Raw genomic sequence first — 9,128 nt, forward strand, 5'->3', positions numbered from 1 at the left:
GTTCCGGCTTTGTCGGAACGGGCCATTGCTTGAGAACGTCTGATCAGAGAAGCGCGGTGAGCGTCGCGGGTGTATCGATGTTCACGGTGCTGCCGCGGATGCCCGACCAGACGCCGACAATTGCCTGGGGCTTGTTGCCGAGTGGCACGCCGACGACCAGCGTCGTCGGAATCCGGCCGGTGCTTTGCGGGACCTGCTCGTTGTAGGTAAAGACCGCCACGACCGACGACGGCGTGCCGTTGATGGTGATGCCGAAATTGCCGCCCGGGAAGTTGTTGCCCTGGGCAAACGGATTGGGAACGTCGAGGATGACGATCGCGGTGGTGCCGATCCCTTCGGGGAGCGTCAGGGCGAGGCCTGGAATGGGCGTCCATGAACTTGAATTCGTCGCATGCGGGCCGCTGCTCTGCGCGTAAATGGCCATGTAACTCTCCAGTTGTCAAAAATAAATCCACAATAGGAGATTGTGTAAGGCAACTGGCCTCGAGATTCAAGGGATCAGAGGCTGGCATGTTGCCCGTGGCGCTTTGCTGCGCGGCGGACTAAAAGCCGAAAACATTTCGGAGGCGTGACGGTTCGATGAAGCGCGCGGGAGCCTGGCTGTTCTATCTCGTCGGCGCGCTCGCGGTCGGCTATCTCGCGCTGTATGCCTATGCGGCATTCACCGGGCGCGAACTCGTGCCTGGCGATCCCATCCACATCTTTCGCAGGCCGGATGCGCCGAGCTATTCGTGATGCAGGGCCATCGCGCGGATGGCCCTGCGGTTATGTTGCTTAGCCCGCCGTCGCCAGCCGCTGATAGTCGCCCGCGCCATTGCCGGCCGGAGTGATCGGAATGCCGCCGTCGGCATATTCGTTCAGCTTGTTGCGCAGCGTGCGGATCGAGATGCCGAGGATGTTGGCGGCATGGGTGCGGTTGCCGAGGCAGTGCTTCAGCGTCTCCAGGATCAGGTCGCGTTCGACGCCGGCGACGGTGCGGCCGACCAGCGCGCGGGTGACCTGCTCGGCGGCGAAAGTGGCGTGCGCGACCGCCGGTGCGGTCTTGGTGAGATCGAGGCGGTCACCATCGGGCGTCAGGATCGCGTCGGCGCCGATCTCGTCACCTTGCGCCATCAGGACCGAGCGGTGGATGGTGTTTTCCAGTTCGCGGACGTTGCCCTGCCAGCGGTTTGCGGTCAGGACGCGCCGCGCGTCCGCCGAGATCGGGCGCACCGGCACGCCGTTGGCCTCGGCATATTTCTTGGCGAAGTGCTGTGCCAGCTCGAGGATATCGGCCGGGCGGTCGCGCAGCGGCGGGATCTTCAAATTGACGACGTTAAGACGGAACAGCAGGTCCTCGCGAAACTTGCCTTCGCGCACGGCGTCGGTGAGGTTGCGGTTCGAGGTCGCGATGATGCGGATGTCGACGGCGACCGGCTTGGTGCCGCCGACGCGATCGATCACGCGCTCCTGGATCGCGCGCAGCAGCTTGGATTGCAGGCGGACGTCCATTTCGGAGATTTCGTCGAGCAGCAGCGTGCCGCCGGTCGCCTCCTCGAACTTGCCGATGCGGCGCGCGATCGCGCCGGTGAAGGCGCCCTTCTCATGGCCGAACAATTCGGATTCCAGGAGGTGCTCCGGGATCGCCGCGCAATTGATCGAGATGAACGGCCGCTTGGCGCGGCCCGAGCGGGAATGGACGTAGCGCGCCAGCACCTCCTTGCCGGTGCCGGACTCGCCGGTGATCATCACCGAAGCATCCGAGCCCGCGATCTGCTGCGCGAGCTTGATCACCTTGGCCATCGCCTCATCGCGATAGACGAGGTCGCGCGCGTCGTTGGCGACCGCGGCGAGCACGGCTGCGATCAATTCGGGGTCGGGCGGCAGCGGGATGTATTCCTTGGCGCCGGCGTGGATCGCAGCCACCGCGGCGCGGGTATCGTTGGAGATGCCGCAGGCGACGATCGGCACGTGGATGTGCTCGGCTTCGAGCCGCATCACGAGGTCGCGGATGTCGAGGGCGACATCGACCAGCAGCAGGTCGGCGCCCTTGCCGCCGCGCAGCACACCCATCGCCTGTTCGGCAGCCTCGACGTGGGTCACGGACGCGCCGTTGTCCATCGCGATCTTGGTGGCGGTCGTGAGTTGGCCCTTCAGGGTGCCAACGATGAGAAGCCGCATGATAGTCTCCTGTTCGTCTGGTCGCGCAGGTCCCGCGCGCACGCGTTGGATTGTTTAAGAGCGGTCCGCCTTGATGATTTCGGTCATGGTCACGCCGAGCTTGTCTTCGACCAGCACCACTTCGCCACGCGCCACCAGCCGGTTGTTGACATAGATGTCGATCGCTTCGCCGACCCGGCGGTCGAGTTCGAGCACCGTGCCCGGCCCGAGCTTGAGAAGGTCGCCGACGTCCATCTTGGAGCGGCCGAGCACGGCCGACACCTGCACCGGCACGTCGAACACCGCCTCGAGATCGGCGGCGATGCGGGCCGCATTTTCATCTTCGTTGTAACCGACATCGTCGATGGCAGGCGTATCGGCCGAGTTGAGATCGGGAAGCGGGACGTGTGTGTCGGTGTCGCTCATGGTTCAGTCCTCATGGCCGTCAGCCGGCCTGACCGCGGGACGCCAGATAGCGCCCGACGAGTTCGTTGATCTTGGCTTCGATCGTCGCACGCTCCAGCACCACGCCGCCGTCGGCCCATTCGATCCGGCAGTCGCCGGTGGCGATGGTGGGTTCGGCGAGGATCACCAGCCGGCCCTGGAAGCCGCTCTGCGCGGCGGTCCGTTCGATCTGCTCGCGGGCACCCTCGTACAGCGCGTCGTTGATGCGCACCACGAGATGCGGCGTCGACACCAGATGCGAGAAACAGTCGCTGACCAGCGCTGTGATCTCGCCGAGCGGCTCGCGGGCAATCAGTTCGGAGCAGAGCTTGCGGGCGACCGCGACCGCGACGTCGACGGCCTCGGTCTCCATCCGCGTCTCGATGCCGGCAAAGCGCGCCGCGATGCTCTTGATCGCTGTGCCGATCTGCTCCAGCGCCTGCGCGGAACGGCGGTCGCTCTCGACCTTGGCCTCGCGCTGGGCCGCCTCATGGCCGGCGCGATAGGCCCTCGCCTCCGCATCGGCGATCTTCTGCGCGACTTCGGCCGGGGTGGCGGCGCGTTCGCGCGCGCGGTCGGGCGCCGAGAAGTCCGTGTCGAACATGAACTTTGCGGGAGCGGCCATCAGTACACCAGCTCGTCGTCGGCGCGGTTCTTGGTCAGGGTGATCTCGCCCTTGGCGGCGAGATCCTTGGCGAGGTTGACGAGCAGCGCCTGCGCCTCGTCGACGTCGCGCAAGCGAACCGGTCCCATCGCGGCCATGTCGTCCATCAGCATCTTGCCGGCGCGCGAGGACATGTTGCCGAGGAAGAAGCTGCGCACCTCCTCGTTGGCGCTCTTCAGCGCGACGCCCAGCTTGTCCTTGTCGATGTTGCGCATCAGCGTCTGGGCCGAGGCGGAGTCCAGCTTGATCAAATCGTCGAAGGTGAACATCAGCGCCTTGATGCGCTCGGCGGATTCGCGGTTTTCCTCTTCCAGCGAGGTGATGAACCGGGTTTCGGTCTGGCGATCGAAATTGTTGAAGATCTCGGCCATCACCTCATGGGCGTCGCGGCGCCGGGTCTGCGACAGGTTCGACATGAACTCGGTGCGCAGCGTCTGCTCGACCCGCTCGATGACTTCCTTCTGCACCGCTTCCATCCGCAGCATGCGCCCGACGACGTCGAGCGCGATGTCCTCGGGCAGGATCGCCAGCACGCGGGCGGCATGCTCCGGCTTCAGCTTCGACAGCACGACGGCGATGGTCTGCGGGTATTCGTTCTTGAGGTAGTTGGCGAGCACCTCTTCCTGGACGTTGGAGAGCTTCTCCCACATGTTGCGGCCGGCGGGACCGCGGATCTCGTCCATGATGCCGGTGACGCGCTCGGACGGCAAATATTGCTGCAGCAGCCGTTCGGTGGCGTCGAAATTGCCCATCAGCGCGCCGGATGCCGACATCCGCGAGACGAATTCGAGCATCAGGTCCTCGACGACGTCGGCCTCGACGGTGCCGAGCGTCGACATCTGCACCGACAATTCGCGGACCTCGTCGTCGTCGAGCATCGCCCAGATCTTGCCGCCATGCTGCTCGCCGAGCGCGAGCATCAGGATCGCCGCGCGCTTCGGGCCGGACAGCGGCTTGCTCTTCGGCCGGCCACTTTGCCGGCTCGCCAGCGTCGAGAGGACGTTGGTGATGTCGTTCTGGTTTGTGGTCTGCGGTAAGGCCATGTCAGCTCTCGGCAGGCTCGCTCAACCATTGACGGACAATGGAGACGGTCTCGTTCGGATTGCGTTCGGCAAGTTCGCCGACCCGATGCACGGCCTGGGCGTGGACCTGGCCCTGGATCTGGGCGACGTCGATCAATTGCGCCGCGGCGCTGTTGCTCGGGATCAGGGCCTGGCCGGTCGCTCCGGCCGAACCGTCGGCGCCATGCGCGCCGGCGTCGGCGAGGGCGGGCACTGGGCCTGCACGGGGAGCCGGGTCGGCCGCGACAATGCGCTTGACCAGCGGGCGGACCACCATGAACAGCACGACCAGGCCGAGCAGCATCATCACGCCGAGCTCGATGACGTACATGACGTCGTCCTTGGTGAATTGCAGCATGCCGAGCAGGCCGGTCGGCTCGATGATCGGGGTCGTCGCCGGCGGTTCGGCAAAGCGGAGATTGACGACCTCGACCTGGTCGCCGCGCTTCTGGTCGAAACCGATCGCGGAGCGCACCAGGGTGGCGATACGGTCGAGCTGCTCCTTGCTGCGGTCCTGGTAGACCATCTCGCCTTTTTCGTTCTTGGCGTAGCTGCCATCGACCAGCACCGCGACCGAGATCCGGTTGACGCGGCCGGCCTCGGTGACCTCGGTCTTGGTGGTGCGGGAAATCTCGTAATTGTTGGTTTCCTCGCTCTTCTTGCTCTGGTCCTTGGCGCGGGCGGCGTTGTCGTTGTTCTGGTTGCCGGGCAGCTCGTTGTTGACCGTGACCTGGCCGGAATTGTCGGCGGTGAGGCTACTTTCCTCGCGGGTCTGGCTCGAACGCAGCACGCGGCCTTCGGGGTCGAACTTGTCCGAGGTTTCGGTGATCTTGTTGAAGTCGAAATCGGCCGCGAGCTGGACGCGGGCACGGCCGGCGCCGACCACCGAGGAGACGATGTCCTCGACCTGCTTGCGGATCCGCTTCTCGTAGGCGGTGCGGCGCTCGTCGCCGGCGGTGGCATCGCCATCGGTGGCGGCGCCATCGGCGAGCAACTGGCCGGTCTCGTCGACGATCGAGACGCGCTGCGGTTTCAGCCCGTTGACGGCGGAGGCGACCACGTGGCGGATGGCGCGGATCTGCTGCGCTTCGAGGGCGCCGCGCACCCGCAGCACGATCGAGGCGGACGGCTCCGGCGTCTCGCGCGAGAACAGCGGCCGTTCCGGCAGCACCAGATGGACGCGCGCGGCCTGGACGCGGTCGATGGCGCGGATGGTCCGGGAGAGTTCGCCCTCCAGCGCGCGCAGATGATTGATGTTCTGGACGAAGCTCGTGGTGCCCAAGGCGTCCGATTTGTCGAAGATTTCGTAGCCGACCCCGCCGCCCTTGGGCATGCCGCCCTCGGCAAGCTTCATCCGCAGCCGGGTCACCTTGTCCTTCGGCACCATGATCGCGGCACCGTCATTGCGCAGCTCGTAGGGGATCGCCTGGCGCTCCAGCTCCTTGATAATTCCGGAGGAATCCTCGGTCGACAGGTCGGTGAAGAGGGTGGTCATCTGCGGCGTGGTGACGCGCATGATGACGAAGGCGAAGAAACCGATCAGGGCGGCGGTGACCGCCACCATTGCCACAAGCCGGGCCGCACCAAGACCTCGCAGGAAAGCAACCAGACTTTGCACGCACGGCCCCCAGGGATTCGGCCCCGATGGGTCCGACTGGGCAAATATTGCCTAGGGTATGGTTTCTATCTGGTTAACGAAGATTAAGGTCCGCGGCAAAACCGCGGACATGAAAAAAACCGGCTTCGCAAAGCGAAGCCGGTTTTCGTCAAATGCCGCAGGTATTGGATCGGTCTACTGCCGATACTGCTGGATCCGGGTGGTCCGCAGCCCGGCCAGACCATGCTGGTCGATCGAGAACTGCCAGGATAGGAATTCATCAACGGTCAGCGTATATCGGCTGCAGGCTTCCTCGAGAGAAAGCAGGCCGCCGCGGACCGCGGCTACGACTTCGGCCTTGCGGCGGATAACCCACCGTTTGGTACCGGGCGCAGGCAGGTCCGCAATCGTTAACGGGCTGCCGTCAGGCCCGATGACGTATTTCACCCTCGGGCGATGGGGTTCTGTCATGGCGTACTCACAAACTCTCAACCACTGAACTCACTGTGGTAACCTACGCGGGCCGGCTTAAAATTTGCCTAAGCCCAAGCGTTCAATACGAATCTCGTTGGAACGGCCGGGAACAGGGCGGCGAACCGGGGTTGTCTGGGCCCTGGCAGAGGCGGGCGGACCATGGCGGGGACTGCCGGCCGGGTCGAACATCGTACCGCCAGACGTCCGCAAATGACCGCCGATCCGGCATGATCATAGGGCGGTGCACGCGAGCCCCGGGGACGATCGCTCGCGTGGACTTCGTGCGCTCACCGGCGCGTGAAAACCGCTACAGTTTCCATCACCACGACGACATCGCGCGTAACCATGATGCCTCCCTGCACGTAGACATGATTGTGCGTTCGCTGCAGGTGGACGCGCTTCTGCGGACATCCGCACCAACGCACAACGATGGAACGACACTATGATGATGAACAGGCGCATTTTCTCGGGCGCATTGCTGGCCGGCGCGGCGGCTTCGCTGGTCTCCACGCGCGGCATGGCCGCAACTTCGCCGCCGGTGAAGGCGCGCAACGTCGTGCTGGTGCACGGGCTGTTTGCCGACGGATCCTGCTGGTCCGAGGTCATTCCACGGCTGCAGACGGCCGGGCTCAATGTGACGTCGGTACAGAACCCGCTGACCACGCTGCCTGAGGCGGTCGCCTCGGCCCAGCGCGTGCTCGATCGCCAGGATGGCCCGACGGTTCTGGTCGGCCATTCCTTCTCCGGAATGATCGTCAGCGAGGCCGGCGTGCATCCGAAGGTCTCCGCGCTGGTGTATGTCGCCGCGCGCGCGCCTGACGCTGGCGAGGACTACACCGCTTTGGCGAAGACCTACCCGACACCGCCGGCAAGCGCAGGCATCGTGTTCGATGGTGACGAAGGCCGGCTGACTGAGGAAGCTTTCTTGCGCGATTTCGCAGGCGACCTGCCGGAAGCAAAGGCGAAGGTGCTCTATGCGGTGCAGCAGCCTTTCCACAAGGCCCTGTTGACCGGCAAGACCACCCAGGCGGCCTGGCGAACCAAGCCGAGCTGGTACGCGGTCTCGACCGAAGACCGCACGATCAATCCGGATCTCGAACGCTTCATGGCCAAGCGGATGGACGCCACGACGATCGAGGTGAAGGCGAGCCATCTCGGGTTGATCTCGCAGCCGGACGCGATTGCGCGGTTGATCCTCGATGCCGCGGGGCAGCCGGCGTGATCGCCGGCGATGGGGCGGTCCGCCAAGGGCCGCCCCATCGCCGCATCTTGCCGCATGAGACTGCGACCGCAGTTTCTTATCGCAGCTTGCCGAGCCAAAGCGAAGTGAGCGCCGAGCGATTGCGGACGCCGAAAATGCAAAGCTCGGGCAAATCATGTCGCGAGAACGCGAATGTATGAACCACAAACCGTGCAACAAATTCAGTGTCGTCCCGGCGCAGGCCCATAGGCGCTAAGATAGTTTGATCATGGCCTGATAGCGGCGTTTACGTCTGGGAGGCTCGCGCAGATGTCGTTGGAGAGCGAGGCTGGCTCTGCGCAGACGCGCGATTGTGGGCTGGGGAATGATGGCTTGGAGCAGGGAGGCGATGAGCTGACGGAGCAGGCGCCATGCTGCAGGTCTGGTTAGGCGGCTTCGGCCAAGCGGGGAGAGTCCTCGAGTTCGTCGACAAGCGGCTCGAGCAGAAGAATGATCAGCAGGTGAGCGAGGATATGGGGTCTGGCAGACCGCTCGTCAGTTCCTGGAGGTCCTTTCAAGCCAATCAGGCTCTTCAGCCGCTTGAAGCCGAGTTCGATCCGCCATCGCAGCCGGTAAAGGGCAAGCAGATCAGCGGTTGTGAAGTCCTCGGGCTTGAGCGAGGTCACCAGGATCACCCAATCCGCAGCATCAAGCGTTTGCCTGGAGAGACGATGGCCTCCCTTCTGAGCCGTCCTGCGTGCCTTGCGCCGTGCAGCCTGAGCCGCATCTGCAGGTTTCTTGACGGCAACCAAACGCACAGCAAGCGGTGCTCCACCAGACTTGCGTTTTACCCAGATCGGCCGGTCGATGATGCCGCGTGCCGCGGCCTTGCGCAGTTCGGCGACGAGATCGATCAGATTGCCTTTGCGATCCAGCCAACAAGCGCTCTTCCAGCCCGAGCGGATCACGAAGTCCGCACCGGCCTCGACCAGATACGCCATGCGCTCCGGCTGCAGATAGGCGCGGTCGGCAAGACGGATCTCGCCGGCAATCAGCGGGATCCGGTCCAGCGTCTCGCCCGCGCGTTCGTCGGTCAGCTCGAAGTGACCAAAACGTTCTTGCGGAAGATCGAACGCACTGTGGATGCGCCACACCGCATTCTTCTGCCTGCCGCCGGTTCCAGCTTTTGGGACCGTCGTGGCGTCAACGATGCGGATCAGTCGACCGCGGCTTGCCTTCGGCGCACCGCTCGCAAGTGCCCGGCCTATCAGCTGTGCAAGCCAATCCCCGGACTGACGCAGCCGGTATAACAGAGCCACGTTGGAGATATCGACAAGGCCCACCGAAGTCGCCCATGCCGCCGTCAACCGCAGACCTCTCGTGCCCAGGCAATACGCAAGGATCAGCCGCAGCAGATCGACTGCATTGCTGATCTCGCGCGGGCGAACAAACGCCTTCGTCTCCCGCGCGCCAGCCTCCAGAGCCTCAGCTCCGCCCAGCCGCGAAACAACACGCGCCCAGTCTTCGTTCACAAGCGATTCGTTTCTCATCTCTTCTTGGAATCACACG

Annotated in this window: 10 protein-coding genes; 2 read left to right on the top strand and 8 right to left on the bottom strand. The window is 64.4% G+C overall.

Translation table 11 applies throughout. The features are described from left to right. Window positions 1-43 precede the first annotated feature (43 nt). Window positions 44-424 carry a hypothetical protein gene (locus tag UP09_RS06015; protein ID WP_044537162.1) on the bottom strand — a complete coding sequence of 127 codons (381 nt, stop codon included), beginning with the start codon at window positions 422-424 and terminating at the stop codon, window positions 44-46. A 155-nt stretch (window positions 425-579) separates the two neighbouring features. Between UP09_RS06015 and UP09_RS38055 the strand changes: the two genes are divergently transcribed. Then, window positions 580-735 (top strand): hypothetical protein, encoded by a 156-nt coding sequence (locus UP09_RS38055; protein ID WP_044537163.1) that lies wholly within the window; start codon window positions 580-582, stop codon window positions 733-735. Window positions 736-774: 39 nt separating this feature from the next. On the opposite strand, the gene flbD is transcribed toward UP09_RS38055, so the two are convergent. The 6 genes from flbD to sciP form a co-directional block, all read right to left on the bottom strand. Further along, window positions 775-2,160 carry a sigma-54-dependent transcriptional regulator FlbD gene (flbD, locus tag UP09_RS06025; protein ID WP_044537164.1) on the bottom strand — a complete coding sequence of 462 codons (1,386 nt, stop codon included), beginning with the start codon at window positions 2,158-2,160 and terminating at the stop codon, window positions 775-777. A gap of 54 nt (window positions 2,161-2,214) precedes the next feature. Further along, a complete protein-coding gene (fliN, locus tag UP09_RS06030; protein ID WP_044537165.1) occupies window positions 2,215-2,565 on the bottom strand; it encodes a flagellar motor switch protein FliN in 351 nt (116 codons plus the stop codon). Between the two features lie 19 nt (window positions 2,566-2,584). Beyond that, window positions 2,585-3,208, bottom strand: a complete 624-nt coding sequence (locus tag UP09_RS06035) for a FliH/SctL family protein (RefSeq protein WP_044537166.1) — start codon at window positions 3,206-3,208, stop codon at window positions 2,585-2,587. After that, window positions 3,208-4,290, bottom strand: coding sequence for a flagellar motor switch protein FliG (gene fliG, locus UP09_RS06040; RefSeq protein WP_044537167.1), 1,083 nt, complete (start codon window positions 4,288-4,290; stop codon window positions 3,208-3,210). Before fliG ends, UP09_RS06035 begins: the two co-directional genes overlap by 1 nt. 1 nt (window position 4,291) lies before the next feature. Then, window positions 4,292-5,926 carry a flagellar basal-body MS-ring/collar protein FliF gene (gene fliF / locus UP09_RS06045; RefSeq protein WP_044537168.1) on the bottom strand — a complete coding sequence of 545 codons (1,635 nt, stop codon included), beginning with the start codon at window positions 5,924-5,926 and terminating at the stop codon, window positions 4,292-4,294. A 174-nt stretch (window positions 5,927-6,100) separates the two neighbouring features. Further along, complete coding sequence (sciP, locus tag UP09_RS06050) at window positions 6,101-6,376, bottom strand: CtrA inhibitor SciP (protein WP_002714638.1); 276 nt, start codon at window positions 6,374-6,376, stop codon at window positions 6,101-6,103. A gap of 445 nt (window positions 6,377-6,821) precedes the next feature. On the opposite strand from sciP, the gene UP09_RS06055 reads away from it, so the two are divergent. Beyond that, entirely contained in the window at window positions 6,822-7,601 is a 780-nt protein-coding gene (locus UP09_RS06055; RefSeq protein WP_044537171.1) for an alpha/beta fold hydrolase, read from the top strand. A gap of 404 nt (window positions 7,602-8,005) precedes the next feature. Here UP09_RS06055 and UP09_RS06060 read toward each other — a convergent pair whose 3' ends face one another. Continuing rightward, entirely contained in the window at window positions 8,006-9,109 is a 1,104-nt protein-coding gene (locus UP09_RS06060; RefSeq protein ID WP_044535962.1) for an IS4 family transposase, read from the bottom strand. Between the last annotated feature and the right edge of the window lie 19 nt (window positions 9,110-9,128).

The organism is Bradyrhizobium sp. LTSP885, assembly GCF_000938305.1.
Classification (GTDB): Bacteria; Pseudomonadota; Alphaproteobacteria; order Rhizobiales; family Xanthobacteraceae; genus Bradyrhizobium.

Bases quoted from the DNA above. Each gene is read 5' to 3' on its own strand.
- UP09_RS06055 (WP_044537171.1), top strand. From the start codon at position 6,822: ATGATGATGAACAGGCGCATTTTCTCGGGCGCATTGCTGGCCGGCGCG.
- UP09_RS06060 (WP_044535962.1), bottom strand. From the start codon at position 9,109: ATGAGAAACGAATCGCTTGTGAACGAAGACTGGGCGCGTGTTGTTTCG.
- fliN (WP_044537165.1), bottom strand. From the start codon at position 2,565: ATGAGCGACACCGACACACACGTCCCGCTTCCCGATCTCAACTCGGCC.
- UP09_RS38055 (WP_044537163.1), top strand. From the start codon at position 580: ATGAAGCGCGCGGGAGCCTGGCTGTTCTATCTCGTCGGCGCGCTCGCG.
- fliG (WP_044537167.1), bottom strand. From the start codon at position 4,290: ATGGCCTTACCGCAGACCACAAACCAGAACGACATCACCAACGTCCTC.
- UP09_RS06035 (WP_044537166.1), bottom strand. From the start codon at position 3,208: ATGGCCGCTCCCGCAAAGTTCATGTTCGACACGGACTTCTCGGCGCCC.
- sciP (WP_002714638.1), bottom strand. From the start codon at position 6,376: ATGACAGAACCCCATCGCCCGAGGGTGAAATACGTCATCGGGCCTGAC.
- UP09_RS06015 (WP_044537162.1), bottom strand. From the start codon at position 424: ATGGCCATTTACGCGCAGAGCAGCGGCCCGCATGCGACGAATTCAAGT.
- flbD (WP_044537164.1), bottom strand. From the start codon at position 2,160: ATGCGGCTTCTCATCGTTGGCACCCTGAAGGGCCAACTCACGACCGCC.